Below are 16,894 nucleotides of genomic sequence, written 5' to 3' on the forward strand. Positions count from 1 at the left end.
CAACACCAGGGGATTCACGGCCCTCCCGCGCCGCTGGACCGTCGAACGCACCCTCGGCTGGCTCATGAACCACCGCCGCCTCGCCCGCGATTACGAAGCCAAAACCCACCGCTCCGAAGCCATGATCCACCTCGCAATGATCAACCTGATGACCCGCAGACTCACCAGCGAATCCACCCCCACATGGCGCGGCGCGTGAACCACAACTAACCCGGCAATCCGGGATGAAACAACGGGATGAAACGCCCTCTTAGACCCTGTCCTATGTGGTGAGGTGTCGTTGGGCTTCGTATGGGGCGGGGTACGTGGAGTTGGATTGTTCCGGACGGGTTGTGGGAGATCGCGGAGCCGTTGATCCCTCCGTCGAGGGTGCGGCCGCAGGGCGGCGGGACTCGGGACACGCCTGATGAGACGCTGTTCGCGGCGATCATCTACGTGCTGGTCAGCGGCTGTGCCTGGCGGGCTCTGCCGCCGTGTTTCGGGATATCGAAGTCGACGGCCCACCGGCGGTTTCTGATCTGGTCAAGAGCCGGCGTCTGGGGCCGCCTGCATGAAGCCGTCCTGCACCGGCTCGACGACGCCGGCCTGATCGATGTCTCCCGCGTCGTCTTCGACACCGCCCACGTCAGGGCTAAAAAGGGGGCGAACACACAGGTCCCAGCCCCGTGGACCGGGGCAAGCCGGGTTCCAAGATGCACGTCCTGTCGGACGCGGCAGGACTGCCCCTCGTTGTTGGCGTCAGCGCGGGCAACACCCACGACAGCGAAGCCCTGAAGCCCATGGTGCTCGGTCACCGAACGAGACACGACCCCCACCTCGGCCGCCACTTCAAACCCCAACGCCTGCACCCCGACAAGGCCTACGACATCCCCCATCTGCGGAAATGGGTGCGCGGCAAACGTATCGGCGTCCGGATCGCCCGCAAAGGCATCGAGTCGAGCGCGCGATTGGGCCGTCGGCGGTGGGTGATCGAGCGGACGATGTCCTGGCTGACCGGCTACCGCAGACTCAACCACCGCTACGAACGCCACCCCCGCAACTACCTGGCCTTCCTCGGCCTCGCAGCCGCCCTCTGCTGCTATAAACGCCTCATCCGAATGACCACATAGGACACGGTCTTAGGGGCCCTTCCTCAGTGGACGTGATTCTCGCACCACTCGCAGCTGCCGAGCGTGATGCCCCGCATGTAGCGGTTGAGGTGCCACGTGGGAACCGCCGTGTCCGCGAAGTTCCGCTGAAAGAAAATCGCTACCAGTGCGAATAGGTCGTCCGGGTCAGGTTTGAGGGCTCGCAGTACGGCGCCGGGCTCGTAGCGGAAGCACACTTCGGTTTCGCCCTCCCGCTCCCGCATCCACAGGAGAACCCCCTGGTTCTGGACGAAGACCGCGTCAGGCCGAAGATGCGGCAGCCTGTTCTTGCACATCTGGTGCATGGCCGCCCCCAAGGTCCCGATGGAGGCCCCGTCGTACGCGAAGATGCAGCCGAAGTTCGGAATGTACGGCCAGACGTTCCCGTAGAACTCCCAAGCGTCCTCAGAGGGAGGTCTGAGGCAACTGGGCCGAAGCCGCCCGCTTGTTGAACGTCAGGCCACCAGTCCGTTCATGAAGGGTCACCCCCAGTCCAAACAGGCAAAGCGCACTGGTGCACCGCGGCATTCCCCGGATGCGAGACGGATGAATCAGGCGGGACCCAAGCCTGGGCCCCGGCGCCGAACCGTCGTCCCGCGCCGGCCGCACTCCGCGGCTGGCGCGGGACCCGAGTTCCTCTGCCGGGGCCCGCGCGACCCCCTCTAGTCCCTGGCTACGAACGCGCCTTGGGCAGCATGGGCTTGATCCGGAAGAGCTCGCCGCCGATCTGGCCGATGAGGCCGTGATCGTAGACCATCAGCTCCGGGGCGACCCCCGCCTCCACCTGGCTCTTCGGCACCTGCACCTGGCCGCGCCAGCGCATCGCACCGCTGTCCAGGTCGAGGCCCACCAGATGCCCGGACGGATCAAGGTAGTACGCCACCCGGCTACCGAGATCCACCGCAGCGTCGGAGGGCAGTTCCCGCATCGTGGGATCGCGCGGGTCCTTGCGGAGTTTCAGCCCGAGGTCGCGCGACCACAGCCGCTTGCCGTCGTCGGCCGAATACGCGACGGCGCTGCCGTTCCCGCCGGACGCCAGAATGATGCCGTCCGCGACCACGCCCATCGGCAGGCTGTTGACGCGGTGCTGCGACACTTTGCCCGAGCTGAGGTCGACGCGGGTCAGGGTGGCGGGCCCGGGGTCGCTGAAGAACCTCTGTCCGCCGGCCATACCGCCCAGCAGCACCGCATCCCCGTCAGTGCCGATGTAGGCCGTCGGGCCCTTGACGGTCGCGACCGTCTGCGGCTCGCCGGTCGCCGGGTCCAACCGGACGACGGTGCTGCGCTGCGGGGCTTTCTCGCTGTCCGGTGAGCACATCAGGTACGGGACGCCGCCGATCGCGGCCCGGTCGCAATCGGCCTGCTTCCACGAGTACGTCCACAGCGTCCGGCCCGTCCTGTCGTCCAGCGCGGCCACACTCTTGAAGATCGGGGCGTTGGCGAGGACCCCGCCGTCGAACAGCACGGCAGAGGACCGGCGGCGGCTGTCGTCGGCCAGCTCGTGCTTCCACAGCACCTGTCGGCTGCCGATGTCGAGGGCGACGAGGTCGGTGCCGGCTCCGGGCGCGCCCGGGGCGTGATCGGCGTAGGAGTACAGCACTCCGTCGCGGACGCCGGGCAGCGATCCTGCCGGAGACCTGCCGCTGCTGACGTCCTTGGCCTTCTGCTGCCACACAACCTTTCCGGTACGGGCGTCCAGGCCGATGCCGTCGTACTCCGCCCCTCGGCAGTAGACGGCACGAGGACCGGTGGTGCAGGCGTCCCAGGACTTGCCGGGCAGCGTGGTCTGCCACAACAAGTTGCTCTGCTTGCTCACCCGCGAAGCCGGCTGTCGCGTCCCGTCGTCGCCACCCGCACCGGTGACAAGGAGCGCACCGAAGGCGATACCGGTAAGGCCGAGAGCCGCACCGGTGACGCGCATGAGGCTCCGCCGTCGGTGGCGGCGCACGATGCGGTCGGCGATATCCGTGGGAGCGCTGGGGTTGTCGGGGGCCCATCTGTGCAGGACGTCCCGGATCGCGCGGTCCAGCTGGTCGGCGTTCATGTGTGGGCCCCCTTCGGCACGTTGCTGCTCGGGACGGTGGCTGCGGCTTGAGCCGGGGCACCCAGCTCCGGCGCGAGACTGCGCAACCGGGCCAGCGACCGATGGGTGGTGCTGCGCACCGTGCCCACCGAACAGCCCAGCGCGCTCGCCACCTCCGTCTCGGACAGGTCTTCGAAATAACGCAGCACCAGCATCGTGCGCTGCCGCGGGGTCAGCCGGGCGAGCGCCTGACCCACGGTGATCCGCAGATCGGCGGCGGACGTGCCGTCAGCGACGCCGAGATCCTTCGGCAGCGCGGCGAACGTCGCCTCGCGGTGCGGGCGACGCAGCCGCCAGCGGCTGATCTGCTGCCGGTACATCACCTTGCGCACGTAACCCTCCGGGTCGTCTATATGCCGCCAGCGGCCCAGCACCTTCATCAGAGCGATCTGCACAAGATCCTCCGCCTCGTGCCGGTCGCCGCCGGTGAGCAAGTTCGCCAGGCGCAACAGGGCGCTCCACCGGACGTCGACGAAGTCCCGGAATCTTTCGTGATCCTGCGGGTCCATGGGCCCTCCCGTTCCTCAACGCTCACAAGGACGCGCGGACCACAGGCAATCTATGTCTGCCGTTGCGAGTTTCTTCCGCAGGACTTCGCTCGCACGCTTCCGATCCCGCCTTGAATCCCACGGCGGCAGACAAGCAACGGCAAGTCGGCCAAGCGACCTGAGACCCCCCGATCCCCACAACCACCTTAAAGATCTTGCCCCGCAGGTCTTGCCGATAGCCTGGGGGAGGAACTCACTCGATCGAGCAACTCCGGAGCAATGAGCGGCCGGGTTCAAGGTTCAACGAGCGCCATCAAGGCGGCGGCCTCCCAGGTCACAGGCGAGTGGTGAACCGGCCGTCGGGCAGTTTGCGCAGCCAGCCGCGGTCGGTCAGTCTGACCAGCTTCCCGCGCAGCGGTTCCAGCTTGGCCCGCACGCTGACGTCCACTCCCAGCACTTCGCCGGCCTGCCGGGCCATGACCGGTCCGGCGGCCTGCCGCACGGCGGTGAGGATACGCTGGTAGTCCGGCGGGAGCGCGGCCTCCTCCACGCCTGACGTGCGGTGCGGGATCAGCATCACCGCCTGTCCGCCCACCTGCCCGGGCGTCGGTGCGGCGCAGGTACGCTCGTCGGCAAGCTCCTCACTCATCCGCTCGAGGACCTTCTCGGCGACTGCGAGTTCGTCGCGCTCGGCCCGCACCTCGGCCAACTGCTTGGCCAGCCGTACTTCGAGTTCGTCTAGTTCCGCGCGCCGCGCGGTGATCCGTTCCAGCAGCTCAGGATCCATTCACCCGATCGTAGAAGGCCGCCCGACCCCTGCGGGCAAGAACCGGACGGTCAGCTCACTGCCTCCGCTGTCGACCGCTTGCTCAAGAACTGCTTCGCCGCCTCGACCGCTTCCCTGTTGAGTTCCTCGAGAGACTCCCCAGCTCTCCTCCCAGCCGTCCAGGCTGTGCGCGCAGTGGATCAGCGGTTCCAGCTCTTCCGGGTAGCCAAGGTCGTGGGCGGTATCTGCCCAGATGAGGTGCGTGCCGGTGGCGGGATCCAGGGATCTGTCGGCAATCTGACCGGCGACCCAGTACGCCAGCGCCCACTTTGCGGCCCGACGGTCAGCGGGCGGGTGGAAGAGCAGTCCCAACTCCTCCAACATCTGGTCGAAGAGCGCTGGCGCTTCAGGCTCTTCGCTCCGGAAGAGGCCGGCCAGCATGGCGAGAGAGGGGCTCTCAACCCCGCGCCCATAAGCGCGTCCAGCCCTGCCTGGATGAGCCGGTCGGACCCGACGTGCCTACCGAATGCCCGCTCGCGCGCGATATGGCTGAGCTGCTTGAGGGCATCATCGCGGATCATCAGAGTCATCTCGGTCGGCATCTGGGAGAAGAAGGCTCGCACATCCGCCGGCACCGCTGCATCGCGTTTCTCTTCGAGCAAACCGCGCTGACAGACGATCTCCTCCGCAGACTGCCGCCCACCACCAGCGTGAGCACCCCGGAAGACCGTCACGCCAGCCCTTTGACCTGCGACTTCAAGTTGGCGGAGGCTCAATGCCTCGCCGCGCAGCGTGCCGTGTTGTCCACCCTGACGATCAGCAGCCATAATCCTGGCCGCATGCGGTGAGCGCATCGACTCCGCGACGCATGCCGCCGCACCCAGAGCCCCCGTAGGCACCAGCCGACGGGGGCTCCTCACCTCTCACGCCCTATCACACACGTATCACCAACAGAGTCGACGCTCCTAGACCACAGGGCCTTGACCTGCGCGTATACGCCTCACATGGACCAGCTGGACCGCACAGGACGCTATTTACAACCTGTGCCATGTGGTACCCAGCGAGGGGCCGAGGATGAGGACCGGGGCATCCTCGGGGCCGTCGAACCGGTACTGCAGGGGCTGCGGGGGCTTCTTTTCGGTCTCGTCGCTCACTCGCTCCAGATTAGCGATCCGGCCGGCATGCTCGCCCCAGGGGGTCAGGGGGTGGCGGTGGAGACGACGTAGACGAAGGGATGCGCCGGGTCGGTGTCGTCGACGGTGATGTCGACGGTCGGCTGCGGATCCTTCTGGTCGACCGTGGTGCCGGACCAGGTGCGGGCGGGATCGAGGGTCCAGCCGGCGACCTCGGCGTCGCGCTCACTGATCGTGATCTTGCCCTTCTTGAGGGCGGCCCGGTTGATGCCGAGGTCGTTCAGGAACCAGTCCAGGTCCGGCGGGACGGTGCGGAACTGGACGTACAGCCTGCTGCTCTTCCAGTTGTTCGTCTCGTAGTAGGCGACTTCCTGGCCCGCGTTGGGCACGGGTACGTCGTAGATACGGCGTGTCATGCGGGACGGGAAGCCCTCGGTGAGGCCGCTGGCCGAGGCGATCTTCGCTTTGTCACGGCCGCTGTCGCGGCTCTGCTCGGCGGCGATCAGCAGATACACGGCGGGGACGCCGATGAGCAGCACGATGATGATGGCTGTCAGCCAGCGGCGGCGGATCATGTGGCGGTGGGTCTCGGTGGGCTTGCCCGCATCGTCCGGGGACGGCGACTGGTGGGGAACGGACGGGGTCATTACTGGGGTCCCTGCGTGGTGGAGCGGATGGCCTGGGCGTAGCGCTCGTAGCGTTCGTAGCGCTCCAGGCGGCGGCGGTTGGCGCGGCGGAAACGGCGCGCGACGAGTCGGGCGAGGTCGGCAGCGCCGACCATACCGGCCTCCGGCCCGAGCTGGGCCTTGGCGATACGGGCCTCGGGGCGGTAGCCGCGGCCGGTGAGGTGGCGCCTGAAGGCGTCGCGGGCCGGGCCGATGAGCAGGTCGTCGGCGGCGCTGACACCGCCGCCGATGACGAAGCAGGAGGGGTCGAGTGCGGCGGCGAGGTTGGCGATGCCTACGCCGAGCCACTGGCCGATGTCCTGGAACAGCTCGACGCACATCGCGTCGCCCTCGCGGGCGAGCTCGGTGATGAGCGGTCCGGTGATCTCGGGGATGTTGCCGCCGACGCGCTCGATGAGGCTGTACGCGACCGGGGAGTCGGCGGCGGCAAGCTCACGGGCCTCGCGCACCAGCGCGTTGCCGGAGCTGTACTGCTCCCAGCAGCCGCGGTTGCCGCACGGGCAGCGGTGGCCGCCGGGGACGACCTGCATGTGGCCGAACTCGCCGGCGACGCCGTACTTGCCGCGCTTGACCTGGCCGTCCTCGAGGATCGCGCCGCCGATGCCGGTGCCGAGCGTAATCATGACGAGGTGGTCCTCGCCACGTCCGGCACCGAAGCGCCACTCCGCCCAGGCGGCGGTGTTGGCGTCGTTGTCGACCAGGACGGGGACGGCGAGCCGGGCGGAGATCGCGTCGCGCAGGGGCTCGTTGCGCCAGGCCAGGTGGGGGGCGAAGAGGACGGTGGAGCGGTCGGCGTCGACCCAGCCGGCCGCGCCGATGCCGACCGCGTGGACGTCGTGGCGGTCGGAGAGGTCGAGGACCAGCTCGACGATGGTGTCCTCGACGACCTTGGGGCTCTTGGACTTGTCCGGCGTCTCGGTGCGGATCTTCTCCAGGATGACGCCGTCGGCGTCGACGACGCCGGCCATCACCTTCGTACCGCCGATGTCGATCCCGACGGTGGGCACCCGGGGCGCGCTGAGGTGCGAGCGCCGCTCGCGGGTGCCGACGGTCCGCAGGACGGTGGCGCGGGCGGAGCCGCGGTGCGCGAAGTCTCGGTACGTGCTCATGTCCCCTGCGGGGTCTTGGGGGCGGTGGCTGGCGGGTCAGGTGGTCGATTCTGCCATCCGGCGGGGCGCGGTGCGGCGCGGCGCCGCTGCGCGGGGCGACCTGGGGCTCCGCCCCGGACCCCGCTCCTCGAACGACGGAGGGACTGGAAATCCAGCCCGTCCGGCGTTTGAGGACACGCCCGCAGGGCGCCCGGGGCGGCTAGCGCTCCAGTTCGTGGCCAAGCTGGTCGAGCTCGCTGCCGCCCGCCATCTCGCGCGTCAGCTCGTCCAGGGTGATCTCGTCCCGCGTGTGGCTGCCGGACATCGCGCCCCGCTTGAGGAGCACGAAGCGGTCGCCGACCAGATACGCGTGGTGCGGATTGTGCGTGATCAGAACCACGCCGAGACCCGCGTCACGCGCCGCCGCTACGTACTTCAGCACGACGCCCGACTGCTTGACGCCGAGCGCGGCCGTCGGCTCGTCGAGAACCAGCACCTTCGCGCCGAAGTACACCGCGCGCGCGATCGCCACACACTGCCGCTCGCCGCCCGAGAGCGTACCGATGGGCTGGTCGACGTCGCGCAGGTCGATGCCCATGCGCAGCAGCTCGGAGCGGGTGGTCCGGCGCATGAGGTCGACGTCGAGGCGCTTGAAGGGGCCCGCACCCTTCGTCGGCTCCGAGCCGAGGAAGAAGTTCCTCCAGACCGGCATCAACGGCACGACGGCGAGGTCCTGGTAGACGGTGGCGATACCCCGGTCCAGCGCGTCGCGCGGGTTCGCCAGCCGGGTCTCCTCGCCCTCGATCGAGAAGGTGCCCGCGTCGTGCTGGTGCAACCCCGCGATGATCTTGATGAGGGTGGACTTGCCGGCGCCGTTGTCGCCCAGGACGCAGCTGATCTCGCCCGCGTGGACTTCGAGGGAGACCCCTTCGAGGGCCTTGATGTTGCCGTAGAACTTGCTGACGGCGTCGAGCTCGACAAGAGGTGCGGTGGTCCGCGTCGTCGTCCGCGTCTTCTGCGTCGTCATCGGGTCGCCTCCGCGCGCTTGCGTACCCATGCGTTGAGCAGGGTGGCCAGAAGGAGCATCGCTCCGAGGAAGAACTTGAACCAGTCGGGGTCCCACTCCGCGTACACAATCCCCTTGCTGGTCATGCCGAAGATGAACGCACCGACCGCGGAGCCGATCGCCGAGCCGTAGCCGCCGGTGATCAGGCAGCCGCCGATGACGGCCGCGATGATGTAGATGAGTTCATTGCCGACGCCTTCGCCGGACTGCACGACGTCGAAGGAGAAGAGCAGGTGCTGGCCGGAGATCCAGGCGCCGAGGGCAACGCCCATGTAGAGACCGATGCGGGTCTTGTTGACCGGGACCCCGACCGCACGGGCCGCTTCCGTCTCGCCGCCGACCGCGAAGATCCAGTTGCCGACGCGGGTGCGCAGCAGGATCCAGGTCGCGACGGCCACCAGGCCGAGCCACCACAGCACAGTCACCTTCAGGTTCACGCCGCCGATGGTGACCTGGGACGCGAAGAGCGCCTTGGCGGAGCTGAAACCCTCCATGTCGGCGATGCTCTTCGTCGACACCGTGCCGCTGATCAGCTTGGTGAGGCCGAGATTCAGGCCGGTCAGCATCAGGAACGTACCGAGCGTGATGATGAAGCTCGGCAGTTTCGTGCGGGTCAGCATGACGCCGTTGAATACGCCGACGGCCAGTGTCACCAGGAGCGACACGAGGACGCCGACCCAGATGTTGGCCGTCATCTGGTAGCTGAACATCGAGGAGACCAGCGCGGAGCTGGTCACCAGGACGCCGGCCGACAGGTCGAACTCGCCGCCGATCATCAGCAGCGCCACGGGGACGGCCATGATGCCGATCACGGAGGCGGCGTACAGCACCGTGCCGAAGCTCGACGCGCGCAGGAAGCTGTCCGCGACGATCGCGAAGAAGAGGAAGACGGCGACGGCGCCGACCACCGAGCCGAGCTCGGGGCGGCCGAGCAGCCTGCGCAGCAGCGACGTCTTGAGCAACCGTTCGTCGGCGGGGGCCTTCTGGCCGGGGGCCGGCGCCTGTGCCGGTGCGGTCGCGGTCATCGGGTCCCCCGCTTCGTGTAGGCCTCCAGCTCGGCGGCGTCCTTCTTGGTGATGATCTGGGGTCCGGTGAGGACCGGCTTTCCGCCGCCGAGCACGTCGGCGTTGTACTTGTAGAGCCACAGCAGGTCGACGGCCTGGTAGCCCTGGAGGTAGGGCTGCTGGTCGACGGCGAAGCCGAGCGTGTCGGCCTGGAGCGCGGTGGCGACCTGGGCGTTGAGGTCGAAAGTGTCGATCTCGGCCTCGCTGCCGGCCTGCTCCTTCGCCTTGACGGCGGCGTCCGCGAAGGGCGCGCCGAGGGTCACGACGGCGTCGATGTCGTTTGTGGACTGGAGCTTCGCCTCGATGGACGCCTGTACGTCCGGCATGTTCGTGCCGTCGACGTAGAGGTTCTGCATGTCGCCGTCGAACGTTTCCTTGGCGCCGGCGCAGCGCTGTTCGTGCCCGACGTTGCCCTGCTCGTGCAGCACACACAGGGCTTTTTTCTTGCCGCGCTTGCCGAGCTCCGTGCCGACCGCCTCTCCGGCGATCGTCTCGTCCTGCCCGATGTGGGCGAGTGCGCCGAAGTCCTTGGACTCGGCGGAGCCGGAGTTGACGGTGATCACGGGGATGCCGGCCTTGGTGGCCTTGGCGACGACGGCTTTCATGGCGTCGGGCTTGGCGAGCGTGACGATCAGCCCGTCGACCTTCTTGTCGATGTACGAGTCGACCAGCTGCGCCTGCTGCTGGCCTTCGTCGCTGTGGGCGTAGAGGAACTTGACGTTGTCCTTGACGGCGGCCTGCTCGGCTCCGTTCTGCACGATGTCCCAGAAGGTGTCGCCGTCCCCCGAGTGGGTGACCATGCCAACGGTCCAGCGGGGTGTGTTCACCGCGGCCCTGCCCTGCGCGGCGGCCTGTTCGGCCCGTTCCTCGGCGCGCTTTCCGCCCGTACTGCTGCAGCCCGCGAGGGAAGCCCCGAGAACCGCCGCCAGCACCGCGCCCAGCGCGCGTACCCCTGTCCGAACCCTTGCCACGACGTCGAGCCCTTCTTGTACTCCTCGGTGCGGCCGGGGATCATTCAGCCCGTCCCCGGCCGACCAAGTATCGGTTACGGGTGTTCGCACCGTATTCATCGGGTACCGCGGGCCGTGTACTTCTCCAGCGCCGGTACGTCCTTGTCCGTGACGAGGGCCGGGCCTGTCAGGACGGGCTTTCCGCCGCCGAGAACGTTTCCGTTCGTCTTGTAGAGCCACAGTTCGTCGACGGCGAGGTAGCCCTGAAGGTACGGCTGCTGGTCGACGGCGAAGCCGATTTCCTTGGCCTTGAGCTGCCTGACCACCTCGGCGTTGAGGTCGAAGGTGTTGACCTCGGCGTCACTGCCCGCGCCCGCCTTGGCCTTGACGCTGGCTGCCGCGAAAGGCGCGCCGAGAGTGACGACAGTGTCTATCTCTTCGCCGGCCTTGCCGGTCTGGAGCTTCGCTTCAATGGAGGAGGTCGACGCAGGCATATTGGTGCCCTCGATATTGAGGTTTTCGACCGTTCCCTGGAACGTCTTTTTCACGCCCGCGCAGCGCGCTTCGAGCGAGACGTTCCCCTGTTCGTGGATAACGCAGAGCGCCTTCTTTTTGCCGCGCTTGTTGAGTTCCTCACCGACGGCCTCACCCGCGACCGATTCCTCCTGGCCGATGTGGCTGAGCGCGCCCGCCGCCTCGGAGTGTTCGCCACCGGAGTTGATCGTGACGACGGGTATGCCGGCCGCGACGGCCTTCTCGACGGCGGCCTTGACCGCCTCCGGCTTCGCGAGGGTCACCACGATGCCGTCGACCTTCTTGGCGACGTACGAGTCGATGAGCTGCGCCTGCTCCTTGCCCTCCTTGTTGGCGGCGTACAGGAACTCGACGTTGTCCTTGGCGGCGGCCTGCTTGGCGCCGCTCTGGACGATGTCCCAGAAGGTGTCGCCCTCGCCCGAGTGCGTCACCATGGCGATCTTCAGGCGCTCGGTGGTGACGGCCTTCCCGCCGCCGCCGCTGTCGCCGTTCTTCTCTTCGGAGTCCTTGCCGCCCTCGGAGCTGCACCCGGCTGCGAGCGCGAGCGCGCATACGGCGAGGAGGGCTGCTGCCTTGCGGTGGGTACGCATCGTTGGTTCCGCCTTGTCTCCCGGCCGCCCCGTTGCGGCTGGGGGAGTTCTAGCGGCGTACGCGAGCCCCCGTCAAGACTTTGTCCGAACATTCTTACGCGGAGCGGCTGCCGGGGCTGCGGCTCACGGCCTGACGAGGAGCTGGAACTCGAAGGCGTACCGCGAGGCCCGGTAGATGTGCGAGCCGAACTCGACCGCCCGCCCCGTGTCGTCGAACGTCGTCCGCTGCATCGTCAGCAGCGGCGCCCCCTCCGCCTCCGCCAGTTGCCGCGCCTCGTCGGCCCCGGCCGCGCGCGCCCCGACCGACTGGCGCGCGCTGTGCAGCGTGATGCCGGCGGAGCGCATCATCCGGTAGAGCCCGGTGGCTTCGAGGTGCTCGGTGTCGAGGGCCAGCAGTCCGGTGGGCAGGTGGTTGCGCAGGACGGCCATGGGCTCGTTGTGCGCGAGGCGCAGCCGCTCCACCAGGTGTACGTCGCCGCCCTCCGCCACGCCGAGCGCCGCCGCGACTTCGGCGGTCGCCGGTTCGAGGGTGTTGCGCAGGACCGTTGTGGCCGGCAGCTGGCCCGCGGCTTCGAGGTCGTCGTACAGGCTGCTGAGTTCGAGGGGGCGCTTGACCTGGCTGTGCACCACCTGCGTGCCGACGCCGCGGCGGCGGACCAACAGGCCCTTGTCGACGAGCGACTGGATGGCCTGGCGGACAGTGGGGCGGGAGAGGCCGAGGCGCCCGGCCAGTTCGATCTCGTTGCCGAGGAGACTTCCCGGTGAGAGCCGGCCCTTCTCGATTGCCGCCTCCAGCTGCTGGGACAGCTGGAAGTACAGCGGGACCGGGCTGTTCCGGTCCACGCCGAGCTGCAGGGAGACGGTGGTTTCAGCCGCGGGTTTCGACACGCCCTCGAGCGTAACCCCAGGTAATGACTACTGGAAGTCCTGTAGTCAGGTTGTCAGGACAAACGCTTGACACGGTGGCGTTGATGGCGACACTTTGGGGCCATGCGCATCGGACTCATCGGCACGGGACGTATCGGTTCTTTCCACGCTGACGTGCTCAGCCGCCATCGCGAAGTGGGTGCCCTGCTCGTCGCGGACACCGATGCCGCGCGGGCCGCAGCGGTCGCCGACCGGCTCGGCGCCACCGCCGCGCCCTCGGTCGAGGAAATCTTCGCGTGGGGCGTTGACGCCGTCGTCATCGCCTCCGCCACCTCGGCGCACGCCGACCTGATCGGCCGGGCGGCGCGGGCGGGACTGCCCACCTTCTGCGAGAAACCGATCGCCCTGGACCTGCCCGGAACGCTGGGCGCGCTCCGCGAGGTCGACGCGGCGGGGACGGTGCTCCAGCTCGGCTTCATGCGCCGCTTCGACGCCGGGTACACCACTGCGCGCGAGCTCGTACGGTCCGGAAGCCTCGGCCGGCTGCACACCGTACGGGCGATGACCTCCGACCCGGCGCCGCCGCCCGCCGCGTACCTGCCACTGTCCGGCGGGCTCTACCGGGACTGCCTGGTCCACGACTTCGACATCCTGCGCTGGGTCACGGGGCGCGAGGTTGTCGAGGTGTACGCCGTCGGGTCCGACGCGGGGCCGGCGATGTTCCGCGAGGCGGGCGACGTCGACACGGCGGCTGCCGTCCTCACCCTCGACGACGGGACGCTCGCCACGGCCACGGCCACGCGCTGCAACGGCGCCGGTTACGACGTACGGATGGAATTGGCCGGCGAGCTCGACCAGGTGTCGGTGGGGCTCGACGACCGTACGCCGATCACCTCGACCGAGCCGAAGGGGCCGCCGGCCTGCGAGCAGCCGTGGCCCGGCTTCCTGGAGCGGTTCGCCCCGGCGTACGAGGCGGAGCTGGACGCCTTCGTACGGGTCGCGCTGGGCGAGCGGGACAACCCGTGCGACGGCAGGGAGGCCCTGCACGCGCTGCGGATCGCGGAGGCCTGCGAGAAGTCGCGCCGGGAGCGGCGGCCGGTACGGATGGACGAGATCCCCGCGTCATGACACTGAAAGCGGAGGACGGGGTGACGCTCTGGACGGCGAGAACCGGCGAGGGCGGTCCCGTGCTCCTCTGCCACGGCGGCCCCGGACTGTGGGACACCCTTGAGGACGTGGCCCGGCTGCTCGCCGACCGGGGGGCGGCCGTGTACCGCTGGGACCAGCGCGGCTGCGGGCGCTCCGAGCGGCGCGGCCCCTACTCGGTGGCCAGGTCGGTGGCCGATCTCGACGCCGTACGCGCGCACTTCGGGCTGGAGAAGGTGACGCTGCTCGGCCATTCCTGGGGCGCGCGGCTCGCCCTGCACTACACGCTCGCGCATCCGGAGCGGGTGACACGGCTGGTGTACGTGTCCGGCACCGGGATCGGACCCGACTCCGGCTGGCATCCGGAGTTCGCGGCGAAGCTGCGCGCCGCGCTCGGCGAGCGGCTGCCCCGCTGGGAGGAGCTCAGGTCCCGGGAGCGGCGTACGGAGGCGGAGGAGCGCGAGATGTGCGTGCTCCAGTGGTCGGCGGACTTCGCCGGGCCGGACCAGGACCGGGCGATCGAACTGGCCGAGCGGATGGCCACGCCCTGGCTGGGCGTCAACTACGCGTGCAACACGGAGATCAACGCCGAGACGAGGACGATGAGCGAGCATCAACTCCACGCCGCGTGCTGTGGGTTGAGGATGCCGGTCGTCATCGTGGACGGTGCCGAAGACATCCGGCCGCGAGACGCCGTGAACTCCCTGGAGCAGGCCCTGCCGAATGTCTCGCGGGTGACGCTCGCGGGGGCGGGTCACATGCCGTGGGCGGAGTCCCCGGCCGAATTCGCCGCGGCGGTCGCGCCCCGCTGATCGCCTCAGCCTGCCATGTAAAGAACCCTTGACTTCATGTCGAAGCTGCTTGACACTCCACAGTGTCAGGTTTTCTTTACATGTGTTTCCGTACGCGGGGAGCGAGTGTCAGTGGCATTCGAAGAGAAACGGGCCTGGAGCATGGTCCTGGTCACGGTCGCGTCGTACGCGGTGTACCTGGCCGTCGTCCTCGGGCGGCCCGGAGACGCGCCGCTCGCCGAGGCGCCCTATGTGTCGGCGCTGCTGTGGACGGTCGGCGCGGCGATCGCCGCGTCCATCGTGCTCCACACCGTGCTGGCGACGTTCTCGCCCGAGGACGCGAACAGCAAGGACCAGCGCGACCGGGAGATTCACCGGTTCGGCGAGCACATCGGACAGTCGTTCGTCGTGATCGGCGGCGTGGCCGGGCTCGCCCTGGCCATGGCCGATCTGGACCAGTTCTGGATCGCCAACGCGATCTACCTGGCGTTCGTCCTGTCGTCGCTCCTCGGGTCCGCGACGAAGATCGTCTCGTACCGGCTGGGCTTCCACCCGTGGTGAAGCCGACCAGTGTCACCAACTCGATCCGGGCCCTGCGCTTCACCCACGGCGAGATGACGCAGGCCGAGCTGGCCGGCCGGATCGGTGTGTCCCGCCAGACCGTCATCGCCATCGAGCAGGGCCGCTACTCCCCCTCTCTGGAGATGGCCTTCCAGATCGCCCGTGTATTCGGTGTCCCGCTCGACGAAGTGTTCCAGTACCGTCCCTAGAGACTGAGCGGGAGTGAGTCCTGTTGCCAGGCCCCATGCTCAGCCGAACGCCCCGAACGGTTTTGGGCGTTCTGGTCTCCCGCGTTCGCTCCGCGTCCGGGCGGCACGCATCGTGTGCGTGGTCCGGGAATGCGGGGGCGGGTTCCCTCACGCCCAAGGGCCTCCGATGGGGCCTGGACGGTCCGATGCCCACGACGATCACTCTGGTCGTCGTGGGGCGGTGCCGTCCGTCGCCGGACCGGGTGCCCTTGGGCGCGCCTTCCGATCGCCACGGCGGCAGCGTCGTGGCGAGTGGTCTTACGTGCCTTGCTGGTGAGGGGCTTCTGCCAGTGCTGCGCGCCCCACTTGCTGGTGTAGGCCGGGTCGACGGCAATGATCGCGATGCCCGTCTGGTCGGCCATGGAGGTGAGGCGGGCCCGGAGCTTTCCGGTCGGCATGCCGGAGATCAACTGCCGGAAGCGGCGCTTGCGGCCGTGCTTCTCGCGGCTCTTCTCCGCCTGGAAGTCCAGGTCTTCCACCGCGATCGCGGTCACGCCGCAGGACTTCGCCCAGTTCAGCAGCCGGGACAGGGCGTGGCGGACCTGCGCGTCACGGTGGGGGGCGTTGCCGGACAGGTCGTAGAAGAAGCGGCGGGGCCCGCCGAGCGGGTTGCCATGGACATCGAGGCGCCAGGCGGCGAGATGGTCCGCATTGGTATCGACACCGATCACCCCGTGCGCGAGCACCGCCCCCAGCGGGACCGTGGGCGCGGGCGGGATCTGCCAGGACGCCGTCAGATACCAGCGGCCGCGCCGGGTGTCGTGGTGGATGCGGTAGGCGACCGCCCGATTCGCCTCGACACGATCAGCCCACTCGGTACCCCGGTGCGCGAACCGCACCTTCGCGGCGAGCACGTACCGGCCGTGCGGGGCATTCGCCAGCCCGGCCAGCGGCACGGGCAGCTTGATCGACACCTGGCCGTCCGGGCTGACACGGACAGTCTCGTTGCCGTACCGCTTCCCCGACTCACCATCCGCCGAGAGGAACCAGCGCTCCGCCTCCCAACGCTCCCGCCACTGCGACTCGGTGAGCTGGGCGTCGGCGAGGTGGTGGCGGGTGTTCAGCAGGCCCTTGCCGCCCCGGACCACCCGCACGCGTCCCGCACGCCAATCCGAGACGACGGCAGTATGCCGCGCCTCCAAGGCGGCCAGACGCCGCGACTTCGCATGCCACTCCCGCCGCGACCGGTAACCCCCCGGCGCCTTCTTCGAACCGCGAGCACCCACCGGCAACGACAGGCGGTGCCGAAGCATCCCGATCCCCGCCTCAAGACCCCGGATGTGAGCGGCCTGACAGCGCCGCCCCAGCGCCCACTGATCATGCGACGCCTTCGTCACCGCACCCGCCCACCGCGACGACGACACCCCCGTCAGCGCCCGCTTCCGCCCCGCCCACGACTCCGCAGAATGCTCCAGACCATCCGCGCAGCGCACCGCGAGGTCCCGCGAAGCCAACCCACCCAGGTGCGCGCCCACCAACCGCAGCACCTCCTCATCCCCGCCGGTGAGGTCCTTGAGCCGGTCGCGCACGGCAACACCGGTGGAGCCGGACGCGACGAACGGCCGGGCCGCAACCCGCAGACCCGAAGCCGACCGCTCCCCACCGCCACCCACCGCAACCACCCCCGCCCAAGATCCGCAGCCTCTCATTCCCCACTGGACAACGAACCACACCGGAAAAGGTCACCCGTTCCCACCCCGAACACC

19 protein-coding genes and 1 pseudogene are annotated in these 16,894 nt (G+C 68.8%); 7 read left to right on the forward strand and 13 right to left on the reverse strand.

Going from position 1 to position 16,894, the window contains the following annotated elements:
* The coding region (locus J7E89_RS35735; RefSeq protein ID WP_214979986.1) for a transposase at positions 1-199 on the forward strand (199 nt) is incomplete at its 5' end.
* A gap of 92 nt (positions 200-291) precedes the next feature.
* A protein-coding gene (locus J7E89_RS35740) for an IS5 family transposase (protein WP_214979988.1) occupies positions 292-1,109 on the forward strand; the annotation gives its coding sequence in 2 pieces (ribosomal slippage) (positions 292-634 and positions 634-1,109; 819 coding nt in all).
* 23 nt (positions 1,110-1,132) lie between these two features.
* On the opposite strand, the gene J7E89_RS35745 is transcribed toward J7E89_RS35740, so the two are convergent.
* The 5 genes from J7E89_RS35745 to J7E89_RS35765 form a co-directional block, all read right to left on the reverse strand.
* Positions 1,133-1,432, reverse strand: coding sequence for a hypothetical protein (locus tag J7E89_RS35745; RefSeq protein ID WP_214979990.1), 300 nt, complete (start codon positions 1,430-1,432; stop codon positions 1,133-1,135).
* Positions 1,433-1,800: 368 nt separating this feature from the next.
* Positions 1,801-3,171 (reverse strand): PQQ-binding-like beta-propeller repeat protein, encoded by a 1,371-nt coding sequence (locus J7E89_RS35750; protein WP_214979992.1) that lies wholly within the window; start codon positions 3,169-3,171, stop codon positions 1,801-1,803.
* Positions 3,168-3,719, reverse strand: coding sequence for a SigE family RNA polymerase sigma factor (locus tag J7E89_RS35755; protein WP_214979994.1), 552 nt, complete (start codon positions 3,717-3,719; stop codon positions 3,168-3,170). The genes J7E89_RS35750 and J7E89_RS35755 overlap by 4 nt, the downstream gene beginning before the upstream one ends.
* Positions 3,720-4,032: 313 nt before the next feature.
* Positions 4,033-4,485 carry a hypothetical protein gene (locus tag J7E89_RS35760; protein WP_251061542.1) on the reverse strand — a complete coding sequence of 151 codons (453 nt, stop codon included), beginning with the start codon at positions 4,483-4,485 and terminating at the stop codon, positions 4,033-4,035.
* Entirely contained in the window at positions 4,486-4,905 is a 420-nt protein-coding gene (locus J7E89_RS35765; protein WP_251061543.1) for a hypothetical protein, read from the reverse strand.
* Positions 4,906-4,979: 74 nt separating this feature from the next.
* Between J7E89_RS35765 and J7E89_RS35770 the strand changes: the two genes are divergently transcribed.
* Positions 4,980-5,312, forward strand: coding sequence for a hypothetical protein (locus tag J7E89_RS35770; RefSeq protein WP_214980063.1), 333 nt, complete (start codon positions 4,980-4,982; stop codon positions 5,310-5,312).
* 350 nt (positions 5,313-5,662) lie between these two features.
* Here the strand turns inward: J7E89_RS35770 and J7E89_RS35775 are convergent, their stop codons facing one another.
* The 7 genes from J7E89_RS35775 to J7E89_RS35805 form a co-directional block, all read right to left on the reverse strand.
* Entirely contained in the window at positions 5,663-6,244 is a 582-nt protein-coding gene (locus J7E89_RS35775) for a hypothetical protein (protein WP_214979996.1), read from the reverse strand.
* Positions 6,244-7,392: an ROK family glucokinase gene (locus J7E89_RS35780; RefSeq protein ID WP_214979998.1), complete on the reverse strand. Its 1,149-nt coding sequence runs from the start codon at positions 7,390-7,392 to the stop codon at positions 6,244-6,246. Before J7E89_RS35780 ends, J7E89_RS35775 begins: the two co-directional genes overlap by 1 nt.
* 199 nt (positions 7,393-7,591) lie before the next feature.
* On the reverse strand, positions 7,592-8,398 hold the full coding sequence (locus J7E89_RS35785; RefSeq protein WP_214980001.1) for an ATP-binding cassette domain-containing protein: 807 nt from the start codon (positions 8,396-8,398) through the stop codon (positions 7,592-7,594).
* Positions 8,395-9,462: an ABC transporter permease gene (locus J7E89_RS35790; RefSeq protein WP_214980003.1), complete on the reverse strand. Its 1,068-nt coding sequence runs from the start codon at positions 9,460-9,462 to the stop codon at positions 8,395-8,397. Before J7E89_RS35790 ends, J7E89_RS35785 begins: the two co-directional genes overlap by 4 nt.
* Positions 9,459-10,472 carry a sugar ABC transporter substrate-binding protein gene (locus J7E89_RS35795; RefSeq protein WP_214980005.1) on the reverse strand — a complete coding sequence of 338 codons (1,014 nt, stop codon included), beginning with the start codon at positions 10,470-10,472 and terminating at the stop codon, positions 9,459-9,461. The genes J7E89_RS35790 and J7E89_RS35795 overlap by 4 nt, the downstream gene beginning before the upstream one ends.
* A 95-nt stretch (positions 10,473-10,567) precedes the next feature.
* Positions 10,568-11,575 (reverse strand): substrate-binding domain-containing protein, encoded by a 1,008-nt coding sequence (locus J7E89_RS35800; protein ID WP_214980007.1) that lies wholly within the window; start codon positions 11,573-11,575, stop codon positions 10,568-10,570.
* A 123-nt stretch (positions 11,576-11,698) separates the two neighbouring features.
* Entirely contained in the window at positions 11,699-12,418 is a 720-nt protein-coding gene (locus J7E89_RS35805; RefSeq protein ID WP_214980062.1) for a GntR family transcriptional regulator, read from the reverse strand.
* Between the two features lie 147 nt (positions 12,419-12,565).
* On the opposite strand from J7E89_RS35805, the gene J7E89_RS35810 reads away from it, so the two are divergent.
* The 4 genes from J7E89_RS35810 (at position 12,566) to J7E89_RS35825 (ending at position 15,149) form a co-directional block, all read left to right on the forward strand.
* Positions 12,566-13,570 (forward strand): Gfo/Idh/MocA family oxidoreductase, encoded by a 1,005-nt coding sequence (locus J7E89_RS35810; RefSeq protein WP_214980009.1) that lies wholly within the window; start codon positions 12,566-12,568, stop codon positions 13,568-13,570.
* Complete coding sequence (locus tag J7E89_RS35815; RefSeq protein ID WP_214980011.1) at positions 13,567-14,400, forward strand: alpha/beta fold hydrolase; 834 nt, start codon at positions 13,567-13,569, stop codon at positions 14,398-14,400. Before J7E89_RS35810 ends, J7E89_RS35815 begins: the two co-directional genes overlap by 4 nt.
* Before the next feature lie 111 nt (positions 14,401-14,511).
* Entirely contained in the window at positions 14,512-14,940 is a 429-nt protein-coding gene (locus J7E89_RS35820; RefSeq protein WP_214980013.1) for a hypothetical protein, read from the forward strand.
* Entirely contained in the window at positions 14,934-15,149 is a 216-nt protein-coding gene (locus J7E89_RS35825; protein WP_214980015.1) for a helix-turn-helix transcriptional regulator, read from the forward strand. Before J7E89_RS35820 ends, J7E89_RS35825 begins: the two co-directional genes overlap by 7 nt.
* Here J7E89_RS35825 and J7E89_RS35830 read toward each other — a convergent pair.
* Positions 15,146-16,837 (reverse strand): annotated as a pseudogene (locus tag J7E89_RS35830) (IS200/IS605 family accessory protein TnpB-related protein). The gene J7E89_RS35825 and the pseudogene J7E89_RS35830 overlap by 4 nt on opposite strands.
* Between the last annotated feature and the right edge of the window lie 57 nt (positions 16,838-16,894).

The sequence above is a fragment of the Streptomyces sp. ISL-100 genome (assembly GCF_018614615.1).
GTDB lineage: Bacteria > Actinomycetota > Actinomycetes > Streptomycetales > Streptomycetaceae > Streptomyces.